The 22,019-nt window shown below is 37.9% G+C and carries 15 protein-coding genes; 11 read left to right on the plus strand and 4 right to left on the minus strand.

All coding sequences use genetic code 11. The features are described 5' to 3' along the window. Positions 1 to 30 precede the first annotated feature (30 nt). The 9 genes from IPP32_03840 to IPP32_03880 all read left to right on the plus strand — a co-directional run bounded on the left by IPP32_03840 (position 31) and on the right by IPP32_03880 (position 10,772). Positions 31 to 3,432 carry an isoleucine--tRNA ligase gene (locus tag IPP32_03840; GenBank protein MBL0047211.1) on the plus strand — a complete coding sequence of 1,134 codons (3,402 nt, stop codon included), beginning with the start codon at positions 31 to 33 and terminating at the stop codon, positions 3,430 to 3,432. Between the two features lie 555 nt (positions 3,433 to 3,987). Further along, complete coding sequence (locus tag IPP32_03845) at positions 3,988 to 4,404, plus strand: TraR/DksA family transcriptional regulator (GenBank protein ID MBL0047212.1); 417 nt, start codon at positions 3,988 to 3,990, stop codon at positions 4,402 to 4,404. 82 nt (positions 4,405 to 4,486) lie between these two features. Beyond that, positions 4,487 to 5,173 (plus strand): lipoprotein signal peptidase, encoded by a 687-nt coding sequence (locus tag IPP32_03850; GenBank protein ID MBL0047213.1) that lies wholly within the window; start codon positions 4,487 to 4,489, stop codon positions 5,171 to 5,173. 147 nt (positions 5,174 to 5,320) lie between these two features. Then, the gene (locus IPP32_03855; protein MBL0047214.1) at positions 5,321 to 5,989 is read left to right on the plus strand and encodes a DUF2807 domain-containing protein; all 669 of its coding nucleotides are present in this window, start codon (positions 5,321 to 5,323) and stop codon (positions 5,987 to 5,989) included. Positions 5,990 to 6,041: 52 nt separating this feature from the next. Continuing rightward, the gene (locus tag IPP32_03860) at positions 6,042 to 6,512 is read left to right on the plus strand and encodes a WG repeat-containing protein (GenBank protein ID MBL0047215.1); all 471 of its coding nucleotides are present in this window, start codon (positions 6,042 to 6,044) and stop codon (positions 6,510 to 6,512) included. A 95-nt stretch (positions 6,513 to 6,607) separates the two neighbouring features. After that, entirely contained in the window at positions 6,608 to 8,140 is a 1,533-nt protein-coding gene (locus tag IPP32_03865) for a PAS domain S-box protein (protein MBL0047216.1), read from the plus strand. A gap of 385 nt (positions 8,141 to 8,525) precedes the next feature. Beyond that, entirely contained in the window at positions 8,526 to 9,515 is a 990-nt protein-coding gene (locus tag IPP32_03870; GenBank protein MBL0047217.1) for a bifunctional phosphoglucose/phosphomannose isomerase, read from the plus strand. A gap of 109 nt (positions 9,516 to 9,624) precedes the next feature. Continuing rightward, on the plus strand, positions 9,625 to 10,326 hold the full coding sequence (lipB, locus tag IPP32_03875; protein ID MBL0047218.1) for a lipoyl(octanoyl) transferase LipB: 702 nt from the start codon (positions 9,625 to 9,627) through the stop codon (positions 10,324 to 10,326). 11 nt (positions 10,327 to 10,337) lie between these two features. Next, entirely contained in the window at positions 10,338 to 10,772 is a 435-nt protein-coding gene (locus IPP32_03880) for a VOC family protein (GenBank protein ID MBL0047219.1), read from the plus strand. Here IPP32_03880 and IPP32_03885 read toward each other — a convergent pair. Further along, positions 10,765 to 12,048: a tyrosine--tRNA ligase gene (locus IPP32_03885; protein ID MBL0047220.1), complete on the minus strand. Its 1,284-nt coding sequence runs from the start codon at positions 12,046 to 12,048 to the stop codon at positions 10,765 to 10,767. The two genes, IPP32_03880 and IPP32_03885, sit on opposite strands and share 8 nt — an antisense overlap. Before the next feature lie 86 nt (positions 12,049 to 12,134). On the opposite strand from IPP32_03885, the gene IPP32_03890 reads away from it, so the two are divergent. After that, positions 12,135 to 13,136, plus strand: coding sequence for an NAD-dependent epimerase/dehydratase family protein (locus tag IPP32_03890; GenBank protein MBL0047221.1), 1,002 nt, complete (start codon positions 12,135 to 12,137; stop codon positions 13,134 to 13,136). 65 nt (positions 13,137 to 13,201) lie between these two features. On the opposite strand, the gene IPP32_03895 is transcribed toward IPP32_03890, so the two are convergent. Continuing rightward, positions 13,202 to 17,239 carry a T9SS C-terminal target domain-containing protein gene (locus tag IPP32_03895; protein ID MBL0047222.1) on the minus strand — a complete coding sequence of 1,346 codons (4,038 nt, stop codon included), beginning with the start codon at positions 17,237 to 17,239 and terminating at the stop codon, positions 13,202 to 13,204. A gap of 385 nt (positions 17,240 to 17,624) precedes the next feature. Here IPP32_03895 and IPP32_03900 point away from each other — a divergent pair, with 385 nt between their 5' ends. After that, positions 17,625 to 19,169 (plus strand): hypothetical protein, encoded by a 1,545-nt coding sequence (locus tag IPP32_03900; GenBank protein MBL0047223.1) that lies wholly within the window; start codon positions 17,625 to 17,627, stop codon positions 19,167 to 19,169. A gap of 90 nt (positions 19,170 to 19,259) precedes the next feature. Here the strand turns inward: IPP32_03900 and IPP32_03905 are convergent, their stop codons facing one another. Together IPP32_03905 and IPP32_03910 are read right to left on the minus strand one after the other, a co-directional pair. Beyond that, entirely contained in the window at positions 19,260 to 20,807 is a 1,548-nt protein-coding gene (locus IPP32_03905) for a glycine--tRNA ligase (protein ID MBL0047224.1), read from the minus strand. A 387-nt stretch (positions 20,808 to 21,194) separates the two neighbouring features. Continuing rightward, positions 21,195 to 22,019 (minus strand): T9SS type A sorting domain-containing protein, encoded by an 825-nt coding sequence (locus tag IPP32_03910; GenBank protein ID MBL0047225.1) that lies wholly within the window; start codon positions 22,017 to 22,019, stop codon positions 21,195 to 21,197.

A 22,019-nucleotide genomic window follows, 5' to 3' on the forward strand; every position in this document is an offset into this window, starting at 1 on the left:
CAACTCACTACTTACATCTCTATTCCATAAATGAAATATAACGAATATAAGTCCCTTAATTTACCTCAGCTTGCCGATGAAATATTAACGTATTGGGAAGCCAATAAAATTTTCAAAAAAAGCATAAGCACCCGTGAAGGAAAAACTCCCTTTGTGTTTTATGAAGGCCCACCTAGTGCAAATGGCTTGCCCGGTATTCATCACGTGATGGCGCGTGCTATAAAAGATATTTTTTGTCGCTATCAAACCTTAAAAGGAAAACAAGTAAAACGCAAGGCGGGATGGGATACACACGGATTGCCCATTGAGCTTGCGGTAGAGAAAAAGTTGGGAATTACCAAGGAAGATATTGGTAAAAAAATCTCTATTGACGATTACAACAAAGCCTGCCGCACAGAGGTGATGAAGTATACCGATATCTGGAACGACCTCACTCAAAAAATGGGTTATTGGGTAGATATGGAACATCCCTATATCACTTATGAAAATAACTACATTGAAAGTGTTTGGCATCTTTTGAAAAAATTGTATGATAAAGAGTTATTGTATAAAGGATTTACCATTCAACCTTACTCACCGGCAGCCGGAACAGGGCTTTCTACGCATGAATTGAATCAACCCGGTTGCTATCGGGATGTGAAGGATAGGACGGCTGTGGCGATGTTTAAGATAATTGAAAAAGCAAGGCTTGCATTTGAATCTGATTATGAAACTTATTTTCTCGCATGGACAACCACTCCTTGGACTTTACCCTCAAATACAGCGTTGGCTGTAGGAAAGAACATTGTTTATGTTGCCGTAAAAACGATTCATCCAACTTCAAAGAATCAAGAAGAAATAGTGGTGATTCTAGCAAAGGACTTGCTTCACAAATATTTTCCTGAAAAAAATAGTACGCTCCGGTTTGAAGATTTTAAAAGTGGAGATAAAAATTATCCATTCCAAATCATAAAGGAAATCAAAGGCAGCGAACTCGAAGGTATAAAATACGAGCAGCTTTTAAATTTCTCACAACCTACAGATGGCGCTGCTTTCAGGGTTGTGCTAGGCGATTTTGTAACTACCGAAGACGGAACGGGGATTGTGCACATAGCGCCAAGCTTTGGTTCGGATGATTTTCGGGTGGCAAAACAAAACGGAATAGGTGCATTAACACTAGTGGATAAGCGCGGAAAATTTTTGCCGGAAGTGCAAGACGGAGTGTTTTTGTATGGCGATGAGTATGTAAAAGAAGCCTATTTATCGGATGAAGAGAAGGAAACAGAATTTCAAAAGCAAAAGAAAATTCTGGAAGCAAATGGAAAAATAAAAGAACTTAAGGCATACCTGAGTGTGGACGAACGCATTGTTTTGAAACTTCAGGAAGAGGGAAAGTTATTTAAAAAAGAAATTTACGAGCACAGCTATCCCCATTGCTGGCGCACCGATAAGCCGGTTTTGTATTATCCTCTTGACTCGTGGTTTGTAAAAACCACTGCAATGAAAGACAGGATGATTGAGTTGAACAAAACCATTAACTGGAAACCCGAATCTACCGGTACCGGAAGATTTGGAAACTGGCTGGAGAATTTACTCGATTGGAATTTATCGCGTTCCCGCTACTGGGGTATTCCTTTGCCGATATGGCGAAGCGAAGATGCAAGTGAAGAATTGATAATTGGCTCTATCGAAGAACTAAAAAATGAAATCGCAAAAGCGGAAAAGATTTTTGGTGAAAAAACTAAATTTCGTTTGGACGTTGCTATGGACTTGCACCGACCTTATGTTGACGATATTATTCTGATATCCCCATCGGGCAAAAAAATGTTTCGCGAAACCGATTTAATTGATGTTTGGTTTGATAGTGGAGCCATGCCCTATGCACAACTGCACTATCCATTTGAAAACAAAGAATTGATTGATGAACGAAAGTATTTCCCGGCCGATTATATTGCTGAAGGGGTGGATCAAACACGGGGTTGGTTTTTTACACTGCATGCTATTGCCACCATGTGTTTTGATTCGGTTGCATTTAAAAATGTAATCAGTAACGGATTGGTGCTCGATAAAAACGGCAACAAAATGAGTAAGCGATTGGGCAATGCTGTTGACCCTTTCGAAACCTTAAGCAAATATGGACCCGATGCTACCCGCTGGTATATGATTACAAACGCACAGCCGTGGGATAATTTAAAGTTTGATGTGGAAGGAATAGGAGAGGCTCAGCGTAAATTTTTTGGCACCTTATTCAACACGTATTCGTTTTTTGTGCTTTATGCAAACATTGATGGATTTAGCTATGCTGAAAAGGATTTGGAATTGTCAAATCGTCCAGAAATAGACCGGTGGATATTGTCGGAGCTAAATACCCTAATAAAACTTGTTGATGAAAGTTACACCGATTATGAACCTACAAAAGCAGGACGCGCTATCCAATATTTTGTGGATGAACATTTAAGTAATTGGTACGTGCGCTTGTGCAGAAGAAGATTTTGGAAGGGAGAGTACACTGAAGATAAAATATCGGCATACCAAACCCTCTATACCTGTCTCGAGTGTATTGCTCAATTGATGAGCCCAATTGCGCCTTTCTTCGCAGACAAATTGTTTCGCGATTTAAATTTAGTCACGAACCGACATGCAGTGGAATCCGTTCATTTGTCGAATTTTCCCACATACAAAAATGAGCTCATGGATAAAAATTTGGAAGAGCGCATGGAACTCGCCCAAAAGATATCGAGTATGGTTTTATCGATTCGCAAGAAAGAAAATATTCGAGTGCGGCAACCTTTAAACCGTATTCAAATTCCAATTTTGGAAGAAGGTTACCAAAGCAAAATAGAAGCGGTTAAAGAGTTAATATTAAGCGAGGTAAATGTGAAGCAGTTGAATTTTGTGACGGAGTCAGATTCTCAGCTGGTGAAAAACATGAAGCTGAATTTTAAAACGCTTGGTAAAAAATATGGGAAGCATATGAAGTCCATACAAGCGCATGCAAACGAAAACGGTCAAAGTATTATTCGCAGCATTGAACTAATTGGGAATTATGCGTTTGAGCTGGGCGTCGAAAAAATAGTACTTGATGCTGAAGATGTTGAAATTATACCAGTGGATTTACCGGGTTGGAAAGTGGCCAATGAAGGAGCCGTTACTGTTGCGCTCGACATCACCATCACAGCCCTGTTAAAAGAGGAAGGAATTGCTCGAGAAATCATTAATCGCATCCAAAATATGCGCAAGGAGAAAGGCTTGGATGTGACCGATAGAATTGGAGTTAAGATACAAGAAAACAGCAAAATAAATACCGCGATTACCAATAATTTAGATTATATTTGCGCGGAAATTTTGGCATCGGATTTTACGGTGGAGAAGGACTTAAATGAAAGCGATGCAAACCTTGTGGATATTGATGAGGATATACAAACAGCAATTTCCATACGTAAAACAAATTAAATTGTGATTATGGCAAAGAAAGTTCAAAAAGCAAAACCGGCTAAAAAAGCCGCTAAGCCTGCAAAAAAGGTAGTTGCAAAAAAAGCAGCAGCCTCAAAGTCTGCTCCGAAGAAAGCTGCAAAACCGGTAAAAAAGGCAGCTCCTAAAAAGGTTGTCGCCAAGAAGGTGACTAAACCGATTAAAAAAGTTGCAGCCAAAAAAGTAGTAGCGAAAAAAATTGCAGCTAAAAAGCCTATAAAAAAGGCGGCTCCGGCTAAAAAGGTACTTGTAAAAAAGGCAATTAAAAAGGTGGTTTCTAAAAAAGTTGCTCCAAAGAAAATTGTAAAAGCCCAGGTAAAGAAGCAACTCGTAAAAAAGCCTATTGCGAAGGCAACAATAAAAAAAGTTCCTGCTAAAGCAATATCAAAACCGATTGCTAAAGCGGTTGCAAAAAAGGAAGAAGCCAAAAAGCCGATTGCTATAATTCCTTCTAAAATAATCCCAAAACAATCAGCTATAAAACCAACTAAAAAACCCAAACCCTTAGTGGAAAATAAAAAGGAAGAGAATGACGACATGGATTATTATACTCCACCGCCTGTGAAAAAGCCTGTGTTTATTACAACAGAGCGTTACACAGACAAGGAATTGGTTGAGTTTAAAAACTTGCTTTTAGATAAATTGTCGCAAGCCAATAAGGATTTTGAATTGATGAAGGATACCTTATCACACCGCGACAACAATGGAACAGACGATACTTCACCAACTTTTAAATTATTAGAAGATGGTTCGGATGTGTTATCAAAAGAAGAAACAGCACAACTAGCTGCTCGTCAACAAAAATACATTCAGAATTTAGAGAATGCGCTTATTCGTATTGAGAACAAAACCTATGGAATTTGTCGTGAAACGGGTAAGTTAATTTCTAAAGAGCGATTAAGAAGTGTTCCACATGCAACCTTAAGTATTGAAGCAAAATTGCAACAAAACTAATTTTTAACTATTCCTTAAATTGTCGGGCTAAAAATGTCCCGACAATTTTTATTTTACCCCTTTCAATAAATTTCTATTTTTTGTGAAAAAGCCCCTTCTGCTTATTTTTCTTGTTTTGTTTTTAGATCAATGCCTTAAAATTTGGGTAAAAACACATCTGCTCCTAGGTGAGGAAATTCACCTTGCCGGCAACTGGGCCATCATTCATTTTACGGAGAATAATGGTATGGCTTTCGGGATGGAGTTTGCTGGTAATTATGGTAAATTGTTCTTAAGCCTGTTTCGAATTATAGCTGTTTTTGCTCTGGCATATTATATTTACTGGCTTACTACGAAAAAGGCGAAAAGTGGATTAGTGCTGAGCTTTGCCTTGATTTTTGCAGGAGCATTTGGAAATATTATCGACAGTGTATTTTATGGTCGAATGTTTACAGAAAGCTATGGAGATGTGGCTAAATTATTTCCTGAGAATGGCGGCTATTCCGGATTGTTGCATGGAAAAGTAGTAGATATGTTGTACTTCCCAATTCTTCAAGGTCACTTTCCTTCCTGGTTTCCGCTTTGGGGTAGTGAGGAATTTATTTTCTTTAGACCTGTTTTTAACCTGGCAGATTTTTCTATTTCAGTTGGTGTGGGGATAATTTTGCTGAATCAAAAGCGGTTTTTTACCGATTCGAATTTTACACTTGCCACCCAAAACAATAAATCTGCAGAAGCAAACGACGCTCCGGCGCCTGAAGCAGAAAAAAAGGAAACGGCAGCTGAATAAGTTTTTGCCATGCCTTTCAATTAAGTATACCCGTTGTATACTGCTTTTTTAAGTAGCTTTGTAATGGAATCCGGTTAAATTAATTTTAAGGCTTTACACATGAAAAACACGCGCTTATTTTTTTGCAGCAATTTGCTCCTCGGAGTTATGATTACACTTTACTCGTGCAGCTCAATTGAGGGGACAGGGCCAATGGTGAATGAAGCTCGAGCTGTAAGTGAAATAACGGCAATTGACCTCGAAATGAATGCCAATGTATATTTAATAAAAGGCGATACACAAAGCGTGGTAATAAGTGCCCAGCAAAATATTTTGGATGTATTGAAGACCGAAGTTAGCGGAGGAAAAATTGAAATTAAAACAGCTGAATCAATTTCTGTTGCGGAGCCGGTTCAAATTTGGATTACCACCAAAACAATTGATAATATAGAGCTAAGCGGTTCCGGAAGTATTGTGAGTACCACCGAATTTAATTCCGAGAAATTAAGTGTAGACCTTTCCGGAAGCGGGAAAATAAGTTTAGTGTTGAACAATTCAAAGTTTACAGGCGATTTATCCGGATCTGGAGATATCTATTTGAAAGGTAAAATAGCAGAAGGAAAATTTGATCTTTCCGGCTCCGGAAATATCTTTGCAATGGAGTGTGTTATGGATAAGTGTAAGTTGGATATTAATGGTTCCGGTACAGCAAAAGTAAACGTGAGTAGCGAACTGGATGCCAGTATTGATGGGAGTGGCGAAGTGCTCTACTCCGGAAATCCACACAAAGTTAAAAGCGATGTGAATGGAAGCGGACGTATTTCAAAAATGGAATAAAGCAAAGTATATTAATTGATTTTATAATTTTGTAAAGCATAATAAAAGGAAAATGAAACGCATTATTTTTTTACTATTATCCTTGTTCAGCTTGCATATTGGTGCACAGCAAACGGAGGTTTCTGGGAAATACGATAACATTGGAAAGTTTTATAATGGAATTGCATTTGTTCGCTTGAACGGAAAAGTAGGAGCTATAAATAGCAATGGTAAAGAAGTAATTAAACCTGAGTGGGATAAGCTTAGCGGTTTTGGAAGTGATGGAATTGGATTTGCACACAAAGATGGATTAGTTGGTCTGATAACCAAAGATGGCAAGCTCATCCTTAAGCCGATTTATGAACGAATCAGCAATTTTAAATATGGAAGAGCCACCATAACTAAAAATAACTTAGTGGGTATAGTGGATATTAATGGAAAGGTATTGATTGAGCCAAAATATCAGAAACTCCGTATAGATAAGGGCGGACTCATACGCGCCACCGAAAACGGAACAGAGGTGCTTCTTAAAACGTCGAAGTAAATTTCTGAATTTCCGGAAGGCATCGCATTTGAATAAATTAGTTGTTTTAGCATCTGCATTTTCGTACCTTTGAATTGACCAATACATAAAAACGAATGAAAGCTGCTCTCAGCATTTATTCACCGGAGGTAGCAGAACAGATTCTGCAAAATTCTCAAAAATCTATCACTTTCATTCAGTCTGATAGCAGGGTAAGCTATACAAACGTAATTACTCAAAAACTTTTTGGTTTCGCCCCAAACGAGTTAATCGGAAAATCGCAAGAGGAAGCATTTTTATTGTTTTCCAAACAGCCCCAACTTTTTTCAGAGGCTATCAATAAAAGAGAAGATCAAATTGAGGAAATGCAACTAGCCCGTAAAGACGGTAGTTTCTTTTGGGGACAAGTGCAATTAATGTATGTTTTTGATGCAAAAAAAAATCCGGGTGGGATTCTTCTTATTGTTACAGATCTAAATAAGAGAATGGCCTTTCGGGAAAGCCTAACTCAAAAAATAAGCACCCTTGAACAGCTTACCAAATCACGTTTTATTCGAGACGGTAAGTTAAGTGAAGCGATTTATGAAATTCTGGAACACTCTGCAAAATCAGTAAAAGTGGAGCGCGTAAATGCATGGCTGATTGACGAAAACTTTACCTGCATTGAGAGCATTGGGAATTTCAACAGCACTACCCAGTCGCTTCTCCCCAAGGAAACACTGATGCGACAGGACCTTCCGGCCTATTTTAAACTTCTTGAAAGCGAAGAGATTATAGTTTTAAATGATACCTTTCAGGATAAGCGCTCCAAAGAGCTTGTTGAGAATAACCTCACTACAAACCATATTGTATCCATGATGGATATTCCCATACGTATTGAAGGGAAAATGATTGGTGTGTTGTGTTTTGAACACACAGGTAAAACAATTCATGAGTGGGATTTGGTAGAACAAAAATTTGGTTTGTTTGTGGCACAACTCATTTCGCTTGCAATTGAAACACATACCAAACAGCACATTAAACAAGAATTGGAAATCTCTTTGCGTGAAAAGGAAACCCTGCTCTCGGAAATTCATCACCGTGTAAAAAATAATTTAACAATCATTTCGAGTCTTATTAATTTGCAAGCAGCAAAAGCTAAAGATGAATTTCATGCACAACTTTTTACAGAAAGTAAAAACATGGTACATACCATTGCCGAAATTCATCAGTTGCTTTATGAGTCGCAAAACTTTTCACACATAAATTTTAAGGAATACCTCAATAAAATAATTGATTTAATTAGCATGTCTCAAGAGAACAGGGAAGACGCGGTTAAATTGATTAAAAAATTTGATGATGTATACTTGGATATGGCCAAAGCAATACCCTGTGGATTGATTGTGAATGAGCTTGTAACAAACAGTTACAAGCATGCATTTAAAAATACTAAGGATGCTCAAATTAGTGTTTCAATACAACAAAAGGCCGATTATGTTCAATTAACTATTTCGGATAATGGTGTTGGGATGGCTTCTTTTATACCGAATGAAAACTCCTTAGGCATTGCAATCGTGCAGGATTTGGCCAAACAAATAGGTGCACAAATCAGTTATTCCAACAAGGGTGGCAGCACGCTTCAAATCACATTTCCTAATCCTGAAGCATAATTATAGTGATGATTTTGCAAAACAATTTTTGCTTTAGTATGTTTGGCTTTTGAATAGCGGATGCTAATCAGTTGCTGTGGACTTCATAATTTTCTTGAAACTACCCACACAACTTATGTCTCACTAACAGAAAGGAGGTTTGTAATGAGTTACCCGAGTAAAAATTTGTCGATTACAGTTTGTGTTAAAACCTTTAAAGGTGTTAGCGCCTAACAGCAGATAAGTGTTGCTGTTGGTTTTATCACGTAAGCGATAAATAAACAAAGGACAGTATCTAAGGCAGCCACGCAGAAATGTGTGGCTGCTTTTTTTAGTATCACACGATGGACAATCCTTCTAATTTCATTTTTTACTACCTTCGCATCTCTTTAAAAAAACGATACACATGAGCATGAAAAAATTGGTGGAAGAATTTTCACAACAAATAAGAGAATCTATTGAGATTAGCGAGAATGCTGTTTTATCAAAATCAGCAAACCCCATCCATAATATATTTATATCCGGCCTGGGAGGTTCGGGCATTGGCGGAAGTATTGTTGCCGAAATTGTTTCGGAGGAAGCAACTGTGCCAATCAATGTAAATAAGGATTATTTTATCCCGGCCTATGTGAATCAAAATACATTAGCCATTATTTGCTCCTATAGCGGAAACACCGAGGAAACAGTGAGTGCTATGGAATTTGCTTTGAAGCAAAAAGCAAAAATTGTATGTGTTACAGCCGGTGGTAAAATTGGCGAAATGGCAAAGGCAAACAACATTGACTGTATTAGTATTCCAGCAGGTCGCCCACCCCGCGCGAGTTTAGGATATAGTGGTATTCAATTGTTTAAAATTTTGAATTTTCATGGAATTATAGGAGATACTTATAAAGCAGAATTAAAGAAAGCTGCAGATTTATTGGATGCTGAAGAAAAAAACATCCAAACGGAAGCAATGGAAATTGCAAAAAAATTCATTGGTAAAATTCCGGTTATTTATACCCTTGGCGGGACGGAAGCAATTGCTGTTCGGTTTAGGCAACAAGTAAATGAAAATGGAAAAATGTTGTGTTGGCACAATGTAATTCCTGAGATGAATCACAATGAATTGGTAGGGTGGACGCATAAGAACGAGAACCTTATTGTGGTTGCTTTCCGCCATAGCACAGATTATTATCGCACCGTAAAACGCTTAGAGGTGAACAAAACCGTATTTGCCAAATATACTCCGCACTACTTAGAAATTCATTCGAAAGGAGATTCAAAAATTGAGCGTGCCATGTATCATGTTCACATTGGCGATTGGATTAGCTGTTACATTGCCGACATCAATAATATTGATGCCACCGAAGTAAATGTAATCAATCAATTAAAAGACGCATTGTCGAAAGTTTAATAAGGCAAACTGTTTGTTTTGATGTAAACTGTATTACAAAGGCATGTCGATCGCCATTAGAGTGCTACAGTTGGTTATTTTCTATTCGATTACTTAGTACAGTACAGCCATGCAGCAAGTTGTTTTTCGGGACCTGGGATTAACGGAGTATCAGGAAGCTTGGGAGTATCAGGAAAAACTTTTTGCTGAAACGGTTGCACAAAAAATGCGTAACCGGGATGCTGAAAAATCAACCCAAACTCTCACCACAAGTTATTTGCTTTTTTGTGAGCACTCTCCGGTGTATACACTTGGAAAAAGCGGTTCAGAAAAAAATTTATTGCTCAGCAAACAAGAGTTGGAGGTTCAGCATATTGGCTATTTTCCAATTAACCGTGGGGGAGATATTACCTTTCATGGTCCTGGCCAATTGGTGGGTTATCCCATTTTAGATTTGGATAATTTTTTTACCGACATTCATAAATACCTGCGCTATTTGGAGGAAGCTATCATATTAACTTTAGCTGAATACGATTTGAAAGGAGAACGCTATGATGGATACACCGGTGTATGGTTAGATGCATCAAATCCGGCTAAAGCTCGAAAAATTTGTGCTATGGGCGTGCGTTGCAGTCGTTGGGTTACCATGCATGGATTTGCGCTTAATGTAAATACCCAACTTAATTATTTCAATAATATTATTCCTTGTGGTATTGATGATAAAGCAGTTACCTCTATGGAAAAGGAGCTAGGCAAAAAAATAAATATGGACGAGTTGAAAGAAAAATTTAAAGCACACTTTGCAGCGCTTTTTAACTGTGTTTTAAAGTAAATTTGCAAATTATGAAACCAGTAATCGACCATATTCAAATCACCGTTAATGATATACAAAAGGCTGAAGTTTTCTATGATTCTTTTCTATCAATATTAGGATTTGACTTAGCTAAAAAGGCTAAAGGAAAGGTTGCTAAACATGAGTTTGAGGTGATTGAATACCAGCATCCCCTTTTAATTTTTGGAATTAATTCACCGCGAGAACAATTTAAAAGCGATACCGTTCATAGAAGAAAACCCGGGGCCCTGCACCATCTTGCTTTTAAGGCAGAATCCCGCGCTGAGCTTGATGAAATGGCGCTGAAATTAAAAGCATTGGAAGTAAATATTGTTGCCGGTCCAGCTTATTTTCCGGAACACGGCGAACAGTATTATGCGGTGTTTTTTAAAGATCCGGATGGCATTAAATATGAACTAGTTTTTGAGGAAAGAGCACTTAAATAACCTTTACCAAGAAATAATTTTTCTTCCCTTTTTGCACTAATAGATAACGCTCATTTAACAAGTGATTTGCGTTAACAGTCAAGGAAATATCTGAAACTTTTTCTTTATTAATGCTTACTCCGCCACCCTGTATCATTTTTTTTGCCTCACCTTTTGAGGGAAAGATAGACGTTTTTTCGGCCAGAAAATCAACTGCTACCATACCAGAATTTAAATCATCTTTTGAAATTTCCATTTGAGGAACCCCTTCCATAATCGCAAGTAAATCTTGTTCGCTGAGTTTTTTTAACGATTCAGTAGTTCCTTTTCCAAAAAGGATTTCAGAAGCTTCAACAGCCATTTCGTAATCTTCGGTGCTGTGAACACGAATCGTAATATCTTTCGCCAATGCTTTTTGCAGTACCCTTACATGTGGCGCTTTAGCATGTTCAGCTTCAAGTGCTTCGATTTCGGATTGTGTTAGGAGTGTGAAAATTCGAATATAAGTTGAAGCATCGCCATCGGAGGCATTCAACCAAAACTGATAGAATTGGTAGGGAGATGTTTTAGCCGCATCCAACCACACATTCCCGCTTTCGGTTTTCCCGAATTTGGTTCCATCGGCTTTTTTAATAAGCGGTGTGGTTAAAGCAAAAGCTTCTCCGGCACCCTTACGGCGAATAAGTTCAGTCCCTGTCACGATATTACCCCATTGGTCACTACCACCCATTTGAAGCTTGCAATTATGGTGTTGTTTTAAGTAATAAAAATCATACCCTTGCACCAATTGATAGCTAAACTCAGTAAAGGACATACCGTTTTCCAAACGATTTTTAACCGAATCCTTTGCCATCATATAATTCACAGTGATGTGCTTCCCCACATCACGAATAAAATCAAGAAAACTAAACTGCTTAAACCAATCGTAATTATTCACTAAAACGGCAGCGTTTGCACCACAATTAAAATCCAAAAATTTTTCTAACTGTTTTTGTTGGCAACGAATATTGTGTTGAAGAATTTCTTCCGATAGCAAATTACGTTCTTGCGATTTCCCGGAAGGGTCGCCCACCATGCCGGTTGCTCCACCTATTAAAGCAAATGGTTTATGTCCCGCTTTTTGAAAATGCAGCAGGGTCATAATTTGTACCATATTCCCCACTCCCAATGAATCGGCAGTTGGGTCAAATCCAATGTATCCGCAAGTCATTTCTTTTGTAAGCTGTTCTTCGGTGCCCGGCATACAGTCTTGCAGCATGCCCCTCCATTTTAATTCCGCAATAAAATTTGTAGTCATCTCCATAAGTTTCGCAAAACTAATAAAATAAAAAACGCATTTTAAATCTACATTTGCCAATAAAAAATTACACTACTACGAAAAATATGATACTCGTTACAGGAGGCACAGGATTATTGGGTTCGCATGTATTGTTTTACCTTGCGCAAAAAGGGAATGCAGTGCGAGTGCTGTATCGTAGTGAGGCAGGAAAAACGGCTGTGTTAAAAACGTTTTTGTCCTATTCTACAACCGGCCAAACCTTATTTGAAAAGCTGGAATTTGTGAAGGGGGATGTGTTGGATATATTCACCTTGACGGATGCCATGACGGATGTTAAACAGGTGTATCATTGTGCTGCAATGGTTTCATTTGCTCCAAAAGACGCTGATTTAATGACACGCGTAAATGTGGAAGGAACAGCCAATGTGGTGAATGCCTGCCTGGAAATGAAAATTGAAAAACTATGTCATGTAAGTTCTGTGGCGGCTCTAGGAAAAGCGCAACTGAATGAAGAAGTAACCGAAACTACATTTTGGAAATCCTCTCCTGAAAATTCAGTTTATTCGATTAGTAAATACAGCTCAGAGCGCGAAGTTTGGCGCGGTGTGCAAGAAGGACTCTCAGCTGTTGTAGTTAATCCTACAGTAATATTAGGACCGGGTGATTGGGAAAAAGGGAGCTCAAATTTATTTCGCTCCGCAAAACAAGGAATGAAATATTATACCGGAGGAATAACAGGGTTTGTAGATGTTAGGGATGTTGCTAACTGCATGATTGAATTGATGGAAAGTTCCCTTTCGAATGAACGTTACTTGCTAAACGCAGATAATTTTTCGTACCGCAAATTTTTTGAGATTGCCAATACCTGTTTTCAAAACCCCCCGCCGCATATTCGCGCTTCTCTAGGTTTAAGTAACCTCGTGTGGCGCCTCGAAAAAATAAGAAGCTTTTTCACCGGCTCCAATCCTTTAATTACAAAGGAAACAACAAGAGCAGCGCATCAGCAGAATTTTTTTTCCAATCAAAAAATCAGTAAAACACTTGGATATTCATTTATTCCAATTGAGAAATCGATCAAGGAAACAGCAGCACGATTCGCATATTAAAATAAAACCCCCAACAGATTACGCTGTCGGAGGTTTTACCAAACAAACTAAACCTAACGAACTATTTAATACGAGTCTAAATCGGTCGGACGTAATGCGCCAAACCATTTTACTATTTTTTCTCCCACATTTGGAGCGTCCACATGAATGAGGTAACCTCCGCTGGCAATAGGTATTCCTACTTGGTTTTTTAAATCCCAATTTAAAGAAGTGCGCAATTCATCTTTATTAAATTCTCTTACCAAGGTGCCGTTGAGGGTGTAAATTTTGATGGTACATTTTTGTGGTAAATTGGTTATTTTTATTTGATTATCGGCCTGATTTGCCTCGTAACCCGAGAAACCATAATACGGATTTGGCACAACATTTATTAGTTGAAGTGCATTTTGTGCTACACGTGTATTGTTTATTTCACTTGCGTACAAATGGGTTGTAAAATTATACATCGGGTAATTATTATTTGATGCCGGATTTGCTCTTGGACCATCTAAATTAACCATCCCGCTAAGGGTATCAAATCCATTTGCAGCAAAATTGTTTTGATACGGTTTAGTAACACGCAACCTGATTTTAACATCACATTCCAACAAGCTATGGTTACTTGCTAGCATTGGTATGCCGCACCACATAATATCCTTAAATACATCCTTTTTCAAAACATCTTTTGGCACATCCATATTGTTTCCTCTATATCTTAATTTATTGTAAACAAAGTTTCCTTTGTCATACGCCGGTACATTAGTAGTATCACCAAGTACCTGATTTACTTGCTTGCTATTGTTATGACCGAACACATATACATAATGTTTTCCACCAAAAATAGGATCAGGAGTTGTACTAAAAATCCCGTTAAAACCAACATTAGCGGTTGGGTTCCAAACCAAATCGGTATCGTTTTGCACGCCCTCAAAATGGGAGTCTTCGCCAAATGCCATATTAAGCCTTTCGCCTGTTTCAATGTTTAAGGCATATCCGGGAAACCAACTCATGCCAAATGTGCCTGAATTATCAGCTTGGCCCTCTTTGTTAACAGATGCTTTTTTGCGCAAATCAAATTTGCGGGCATTTCCTGCGGCTCCAATAGTGTTATCGCATAGTTCAAATACCGGACAACGGGTCCATTTACTCTTGTCGGCAGTTAATACAATATCAACACTTGCCAAATTTCCCAATTGATTTAATGCATTGTATTGGAGTTCGGAAGGGTAGGTTGCGGATACATTAAAGTTTTTCCAAGCTGGTCCCGAACCTCCGCCAACCTCTTGAGAACAGAGCCTGTAAGGAGCCCAGGTTCCTCCCAATCCATAACCAATGTTTTGAGAAATTAAACCCTCAAAAATTTGAGCATTATCAAGGCCAAAATAATCATCTGTTAAGGGATCGCCAGGTGGCGGCAATGTTTTGGCCGAACCAGAACGAATCCAATTAATTGGGAAAGGCCCATCAAAATCCGGAATTCCACCAAGCCAACGTTTTGTATTGTCTGAAAACTCAATCGAACTTTCTATATAGCCATTGTTTACACTTTTGCTTGTGCCAACATTCGCACACTGTTCCAAGGTTACCGATAAACCCCAGTCGGTAATACGTTCGGCACTTATTGCAATGCTTGATTCGGAATTAATTTTTTCGCCGGTTTGATTATTGGTTAAAGTCCATTGTGACGTATTTATGGATTCGGGATAGCTATTGGAAGGAATAATTCGAAGTGTAAAACTCGATGCCGGAACATTTAAGGGGTCTATTATTTTAACAGTAGCCGGGCCAAAACCGGCTTCATAAGTTATTTGTTTAAAAGTGCTGTCGGCTAATATCGAATTCACTGAGGCATCAGTAAGCTCAAGCAGGTGACCGCCATTTCCTTGACCTTCGGCACGCGTTAAACTAATTTCCTGGCCATATACTGCATGTTGCACTGAACCACCATTTGCAACAACAATAATATGAGGAATACCAACATATGGGACACCATTTATTCCAATATTATTTCTTCCGGGTTTGTAGGGGAGTTTTTGACCATCAAAAGAAAGTGGATTCTGTTGGTCATAAGTCTTATAATTGTTGTAGGCATAAGCAACAGCTAAAAAATAATAGCTTTTGTTATTTATTAATCGCTTATCACCGGTTGCAAATTCATCCGATAAAACCCTAAATGATTTTATTAAACCCTTATCTTCCCCGTAAACCTCTTGTATTGGAACATTAGCATTAATAGCTTGATCAAATTTAAAATTCACCAATTGGGCTACTCCGTCTTTTATGTCACATTGGGCAATTTGTCTTGCCAAATCAGGATTGTGAATATCGGAAATACTTGCAGTAGCATTTTTCATCTGAAAAATCTGATAGCCTTGAAAATGATATATAGAATCATAGCGTGGACTTTGGCCAGATGGGCTTACTATGTTTGGGTCAACTTCATTGTATTTATCCATGTAATTGTTTGAATTTGGTTTATTGCTTAAATAGAGGATGAGCTCTCTATCTAGTTCTCGAATCGTTAAGTCTGGTGCATCCGGCCCATTGAGCACTTGAAAACAATTATCAAATAAGCGTTGGGCTTTATCATCTGCAGCCTTTAATAAATTTACGGATTCGAAAGGCCCCCCCGAAGTTGCCCTAGCCCAAACTGCTCCTACAGTTACAATATTTACCGCACCTGCCTTTAGGGTAAATGGACCTGAAGAATGTATAAACCGTCCATCATAAGAAGTTCCGGTTTGATACCATGGAGTAGGATTTTGTGGGTCGGTATTTCCCGGAAACATAAAATTGCAGAGCGTAGTGCTACTTAAATGACCTGTTCCGCCATAGGTTATTGGATTATTATCTTTCCATTTACCTTGAAGGTAATTGTAATAATGAACAGTATTGGATGGGTTACCTTCCAATGAGCCATTGTCATTTCTGTAAAACATGAACTTTTCCATCCCGAGCCGTTCATTATCTATGATGACATCCCCATATCCAGTTCCATTATATGTATCGGTTGACGGATTTGCAATTCCATCGGCATCTGCAAGTGGTCCCTGAAAATAATCAATTCCAATTGCCGGAGGATTTAGTCCGTAATGATTTTCACCGTTTCCATCGTCATCAGCATCTCCATTGTAGCAATAACCTAAGCCTCTGCTAACATCGCATCCAATAAAATCATCATTCGGATTTCCAAGGTCAGGATCAACCCACATTCCTAAATAACAAGAATCTAATTTATCAGTTGAACGGTTAAAGATCTGGTATTGATAAAAAGTCATGTTATTTATTTCATCATTCGTTTGAAAGGCAAAAGCTTGTGCATGAATTTCAAGCCCAATTTGTGAGCCATCCGACTCTGTATGTATATTCCCCTTGTCATTAAAAACCCACCACATAGTGCGGTCCCCAAATAATTGGGCTTCACTTTTACAATTTCCCATTTCTCCCTTTAAACTATATCCAGGATAATCGCCCCCTTCACCGGGATTATAATCACCACTTTGATCCGCATCATAAAAAGGAGCAAGTGGTTGTGTGATATTTGCATTATTATAAATATCAAATGCCGGCCAGTTTTGTATGGCATCCGGAACTGGTTTATCAGGAGCCCAATCAGAAACAAAAGCTTCTACTTCTTTTCGGGTAATAACATAATGCCTGTCGTATTGCGCACACACACTAGCATCCACTGATGCATTACTTACATCCAACGGTCCCGCCCAAAAATCATTTCCTGTTTGTCGATAAGTCATAGCTGCAACTTTCAAATTGCTTTGTGCCATTCCTCCTATCCACAGTGATCCAGCAAACAGCGAGTGCTTTTTCGAGTCCTTTGGAATTTCGTATTTCACATCCTTTAAATCCCACCACATATCACCCCCTCCCAATATTTTTGTGCGTACGTTGTTCACATCTAAATCGATGCGTGAACCACTTTGAGAGCATACCGTAGCAAGTTTTAGTGATGCAATTTGGGATTGGCTCTGTTGCCTGGGCTTTACTCCTGTGTTTTCTTTCCCAACAGCCCAAAAGCAAGAGCAGACGAAGGCAACATGTAGGACAATTGGATTAAATACTCCTTTTGTTTTGGTTGACCGTTTAAAAACCGTTAAAGTTGATTTCATTTTTACTAGATTAATTTTAAATACGAGTTGATTAAAATTTGTGATTTGGTTTACATTTCTTATTTTACAAGGGTTTCAACACGATTTATTTTTTCCTTCAGAAGTAAAGTTAGTTTTGAAAAAGGCATATAAATCAACAATATTTCGAGATTCTATACAGGTCTAAAAAGCACAAAGCATCACCACCTTTAGTTAAAATGCTTGATTTTAGTGCCTTTGACTGTGATTCAAAAAACAACATTTTTATACACGTCTAGTGCGTTTTCATTCTTTGTGAAAAACATACAGGTCTAAGCTCCATATCAAAATCTTCCTTCTACATTTGCAACGCCATAAGTATTGATAATAGTGGCGACTGTTTATATCAACAAATAAAATAAATTACATGTCTGTTAAAGTTTCCGAAAACCTGCATCAGCTCATTCGTTCTCTATCAAAACCCGAGAAACGTTATTTTAAGCTGCATTCATCACGACACATCATTGGGGAGCAAAACAATTATGTGAAACTTTTTGATGCTATCGATAAGCAAAAAGAATACAATGAAGGGGCATTGTTGCAGCTGTTTAAAAAGGAGATCTTCATTAAACAGTTCAGCATTGCAAAGAGCCGATTGTACGACAGCATTCTGCGCAGTCTCGACGCATACAACAGCGACAGTTCTGTGGATTCTCAGCTAAAGAACATGTTGCATCATGCAGAGATTTTGTTTAAAAAAACCCTTTATGAGCAGTGTATTCGCATTTTGAGTAGTGCAAAAAAATTAGCATCAAAATATGAAAAGCATATTGCCTTGCTCGATATTTACCGGTGGGAAAAGGAACTTATTGAAAAGGATAATTATTCAGGTAAATCGGAACAGGATATAAAAGATATTCTGGAGCAAGATAAAATTGTAATCAATAAGATTAAAACGCACAAAGAATTTTGGAGTGTTAAGAGCCGCTTCTTCCAATTGCTGAACAAACAAGGAAAAGCGCGTAATCAAAACGAGATTGAAAAGTTTAAAAAAATAATTGATACCACACTTTTAAAAATCCCTGAATCCGAATTAACTACTGCAACAAAGTATTTAAGTAACCACATTTATTCAGCCTATTATTTTGGGATTGGTGATTACAAAAACAGCTATAAATATTTGCACAAAAATGTGGCGCTTATTGAGTCAACCACATTTATTTTTAAGGAAGAACCAAATATCTATTTTTCGGTTCTCACCAATTTAATTTATGTGGCGAGTCAATTGAAAAAATATTCGGAAGTAATCAAATATTTAGATAAGTTGCGCGCCATACCCCACACACTTGAAACCAATAAGAATGAAGATTTGGAGGTAAAATTATTCTCGAGTGCTTACAGTTTAGAACTTACGCTTTATGCCCAAACCGGTGATTTTGATAAAGCACTAAAATTAATTCCCAAAATTGAAGAAGGCATAGATCGTTACGATGGAAAAATAAATAAAGTGAGGCGCTCTTATTTTTACTTCAACATTGCAGTTATTTGTTTTGGGGCCGAGAAATATTCATTGGCGTTACGCTGGGCAAATAAACTTTTGAATGATTCGGAAATAGATGAAAGCAAGGATATTTACTGCTTTACCCAACTTTTAAATCTCATTATTCACATTGAATTAAAACACGATGATTTAATACCCTATGCTTTTAAGTCAACCCAGCGTTATCTCAACTCCAGAGAACGCGTATATAAATTTGAAAATTTGTTTTTAGAATTTATCGGCAAAATCATGAAAACCAAAAACAGAGAGGAGCAATATAAGCATTACAAGCGCCTGCGCGATGACATGAAAAAACTGCAAAACGATCCATTCGAAAAAGCCGCATTTGAATATTTTGATTTTATTTCTTGGGCTGAAAGCAGGTATTTAAATCAAAGTTTTCAAGCCATTGTGGAAGAAAAGGCAAAATGAGTTAGGTTCGATAGCTTCAAAACAATATGCTTAAAAGACTTCAAATTGTGAATCGGAATTGTTATTCAAGCATTAAATTCAGAGGATTAATTATGCTGAAAGCTTCTTCAAAGCGCCTTTCATGCTAACCTTTTCATCAATAATTTCAGCCAGTTTCGAAATCTCTACACGTTCCTGCAGCATAGTGTCACGATGACGAATTGTAACAGTATTGTTTTGCAAGCTTTCATGATCAATAGTGATGCAAAATGGTGTTCCGATGGCATCCTGTCTGCGGTAACGCTTGCCAATGCTGTCTTTCTCATCATACGTAATGGCATGGTCAAATTTCAATGCGGCCATAATTTCTTCTGCCTTTTCGGGAAGCCCATCCTTTTTAGTAAGCGGCATCACCGCAACTTTTATCGGCGCTAAAAAAGGTGGAATTTTTAGTACCACACGAGATGTGCCATCTTCCAGCGACTCTTCCACATAGGCCTGTGAAAGCGTGGCAAGGAACATACGGTCTAATCCAATTGAGGTTTCAACTACATAAGGCACATAGCTTTGGTTGATTTCCGGATCAAAATATTGAAGTTTTTTTCCGGAATGTTGCTCATGAGCTTTTAAATCAAAATCGGTGCGAGAGTGAATGCCTTCAAGTTCTTTAAATCCAAAAGGAAATTCAAACTCTATGTCACAAGCAGCATTGGCATAATGGGCCAGTTTTATATGGTCGTGAAAACGGTGCTTGTTGCCGGCGAACCCGAGTGACTTATGCCACTTCATTCGAGTTTCTTTCCAGTGATGATACCAATCCATTTCGGTTCCTGGTTTCACAAAAAACTGCATTTCCATTTGTTCAAACTCGCGCATCCTGAAAATAAACTGACGCGCCACTATCTCATTTCTAAATGCCTTTCCGGTTTGGGCAATTCCAAATGGAATTTTCATTCTACCGGTTTTTTGCACATTTAAAAAGTTTACAAATATGCCTTGAGCTGTTTCCGGGCGAAGATAAATTGTGCTGGCCTCCTCACTTACAGAACCCATTGAAGTGCTGAACATCAAGTTAAATTGTCGCACCTCTGTCCAGTTTTTTGTACCGGAAATAGGGCACACAATTTCGCAATCCACAATTATTTGGCGCACTTCATCAAGATTGTTATCATTGAGTGCAGTTTTAAAACGAGCCAAAATGTTATCCGCTTTCGCTTGATTTTCTAACACTCTTGCATTTGTGCTGCGAAAGGTTTCTTCATTAAAAGATTCTCCAAATCGCTCTTTCGCCTTATCCACCTCTTTTTGAATCTTTGCTTCAATTTTTGCGACATGCTCTTCAATCAATACATCCGCTCGATATCTTTTTTTCGAATCTTTATTATCAATCAAAGGGTCATTAAATGCATCCACATGTCCAGATGCTTTCCAAGTAGTAGGGTGCATAAAAATAGCAGCATCAATGCCTACAATGTTTTCATTAAGCTGCACCATGGCCCGCCACCAGTAGTCGCGTATGTTTTTTTTAAGCTCTGCACCATTTTGTCCATAATCATAAACAGCACTCAGCCCATCATAAATTTCACTGCTTTGAAAAATAAATCCGTATTCCTTCGAATGAGAAATAATATTCTTAAATAAATCGTCATTGTTTGCCATGGGCGCAAAAGTAAAAATTTTGAGGGTTTATTGATAGTGCAATATGCGCAATTAAATAAATTTTAGAAATGGTGTTGCAACAGCAAGCGCACGATAAGCTTTATCTGCCGCTAGCTTTTATCAGGAGGTGAGCCACTTGATATCTGAATTTGGAAATTAGCTTTGGTTTAAATAGAGGATCTTCTTTTATAGAATATAAAGGCGTTACTAAACGCCTTATCACTGCTTCTTTAACCTAAAACTATCGATTGGCTAACATTTGTCGATACTAATTCCAAGTTATTTTTGTGAAATCAAATGGAACATTATTAATGATTCACAGTTTCGATTTGAGCTTTTTATGCCGAGGTTTTTAACACCTTTAAGAACCAATTACGACGATCTATGCTAGTGTTTTATAAGTTTAAAAGTTTGTTCATTCACGCTCAAAAAATAAACGCCATTTAAAAGTGATGACAAATCAATTTTTGATGTTGCATCAAACTTTCCACGTATACAAACCCTTCCTAACTTGTCGCTTATTTTATATGATGCGGCTTGTAAAGATTTGTCAGATTTCACTGTTACAACATCTGTGAAAGGATTAGGTAAAACCGAAATAGTGTATTTTGATTTTACTACTTCTTTCACCGCAACAATGCATAGCGATGTGTTTGTTGCATATTCAATTCCCGTATCTCCAGCTTCACATTCTAAATAATCGTTACCCGAAACACAATAAAATAGGGAGGGTTCCAACAAATAATTAAAACTGCCAATCCCTTCAACCCATTGCACATTTGTACTTAGGTTTAATCTTCTATGATATCCATTTTGCAATTGAACCGAATCCACATATAAAATTGTAACTATGCCATTGGAGCAAACGGCGGCACCAAATCGATTCTTAACAGTATCACCGGCAGATAAGTTAAAATCATATAATACATATTCATGATTTGCTGTGTCGGGTACAAAATAAATAACCTTGTTGTTTTCTCTCAGGGCACCAGTATAACTATAGTTTTTAGTAATTTTTTGGTAGTTCACTCCTGAAATAAGCGTATCACCAGCCATTACATAATTTGTGAAGGCTGGTGTTGGGAGATGCATTTCATCATAATACCTGTAATTCCAACTCCCATTTGTAGAAGGAAAAGGATAATATACAGTTGCTGAAGCAGGAATAATAATCAAATTAATTAGGGCGAATAATAGGGTAAGTTTTTTCAT

The organism is Bacteroidota bacterium, from assembly GCA_016721765.1.
Taxonomy (GTDB): Bacteria; Bacteroidota; Bacteroidia; order UBA4408; family UBA4408; genus UBA4408.

Coding starts and splice junctions, on each gene's coding strand:
- IPP32_03880 (MBL0047219.1), top strand. CDS start 10,338: ATGAAACCAGTAATCGACCATATTCAAATCACCGTTAATGATATACAA.
- lipB (MBL0047218.1), top strand. CDS start 9,625: ATGCAGCAAGTTGTTTTTCGGGACCTGGGATTAACGGAGTATCAGGAA.
- IPP32_03870 (MBL0047217.1), top strand. CDS start 8,526: ATGAGCATGAAAAAATTGGTGGAAGAATTTTCACAACAAATAAGAGAA.
- IPP32_03845 (MBL0047212.1), top strand. CDS start 3,988: ATGGATTATTATACTCCACCGCCTGTGAAAAAGCCTGTGTTTATTACA.
- IPP32_03895 (MBL0047222.1), bottom strand. CDS start 17,239: ATGAAATCAACTTTAACGGTTTTTAAACGGTCAACCAAAACAAAAGGA.
- IPP32_03905 (MBL0047224.1), bottom strand. CDS start 20,807: ATGGCAAACAATGACGATTTATTTAAGAATATTATTTCTCATTCGAAG.
- IPP32_03910 (MBL0047225.1), bottom strand. CDS start 22,019: ATGAAAAAACTTACCCTATTATTCGCCCTAATTAATTTGATTATTATT.
- IPP32_03855 (MBL0047214.1), top strand. CDS start 5,321: ATGATTACACTTTACTCGTGCAGCTCAATTGAGGGGACAGGGCCAATG.
- IPP32_03890 (MBL0047221.1), top strand. CDS start 12,135: ATGATACTCGTTACAGGAGGCACAGGATTATTGGGTTCGCATGTATTG.
- IPP32_03865 (MBL0047216.1), top strand. CDS start 6,608: ATGAAAGCTGCTCTCAGCATTTATTCACCGGAGGTAGCAGAACAGATT.
- IPP32_03840 (MBL0047211.1), top strand. CDS start 31: ATGAAATATAACGAATATAAGTCCCTTAATTTACCTCAGCTTGCCGAT.
- IPP32_03885 (MBL0047220.1), bottom strand. CDS start 12,048: ATGACTACAAATTTTATTGCGGAATTAAAATGGAGGGGCATGCTGCAA.
- IPP32_03860 (MBL0047215.1), top strand. CDS start 6,042: ATGAAACGCATTATTTTTTTACTATTATCCTTGTTCAGCTTGCATATT.
- IPP32_03900 (MBL0047223.1), top strand. CDS start 17,625: ATGTCTGTTAAAGTTTCCGAAAACCTGCATCAGCTCATTCGTTCTCTA.